The 648-nt window shown below is 47.8% G+C and carries 1 pseudogene; it reads right to left on the reverse strand.

Annotation, left to right across the window (positions count from 1 at the left end):
- Nucleotides 1-29: 29 nt before the first annotated feature.
- Nucleotides 30-648 (reverse strand): annotated as a pseudogene (locus NXS07_RS20630) (hypothetical protein); the annotation flags it as partial.

A 648-nucleotide genomic window follows, 5' to 3' on the forward strand; every position in this document is an offset into this window, starting at 1 on the left:
TGCCAATTGTAATTCGTTGGTGTAGTTCATTATTTCATCCTCGTCACTAAAATTTTTGCCACGTTTTTCATGCGGAACTCATTCGCGGTGGGAACCACACGGGATGCGTCAAACTCAATGTTATACGCATAGTTATTGGTGCCACTGCCGCCAATTCTGGGTTCGTCATTTTTAATGAGATTGAATGCCCCACTGGAACTGGCGGGGGTCATTGATAAAAAACCATGATGTGCACCCACGGCTCCTGTGATATTTCGCATCGCATCGTCCTGATAGGTGCCTACTGTACGCCCGAGGTCAATGTTGCGACCGTTATCGGCGGCGCGGATCGCGTAACCCCGGTCATCAGGCATTTTAGAATTCGGGAATAATTTTGCGGCAACCGGGTATTCTCGCGGATCGAATGCTCGCCCCTCGTTAGCCATGAAAATATCGTTATGGCCGGGGAGTTGAGAGAGTGGATTATTCCAGATAAAACTGCCGCCAATGGGAATAGTCGGCTCAATATCGCTCTGTAATGCCATAATTCCGGCACGGTGTGGGACACGAATAACAGTGTCTGTGTTATTCATATCTCGGTAAGTGAAAGCCAGAAAAAAATCTTTTTCATGCTTGGTTGTTGACAGAATCACCTGTCGCCCATCGGGT

The sequence above is a fragment of the Xenorhabdus bovienii genome, assembly GCF_024721015.1.
Classification (GTDB): Bacteria; Pseudomonadota; Gammaproteobacteria; order Enterobacterales; family Enterobacteriaceae; genus Xenorhabdus; species Xenorhabdus bovienii.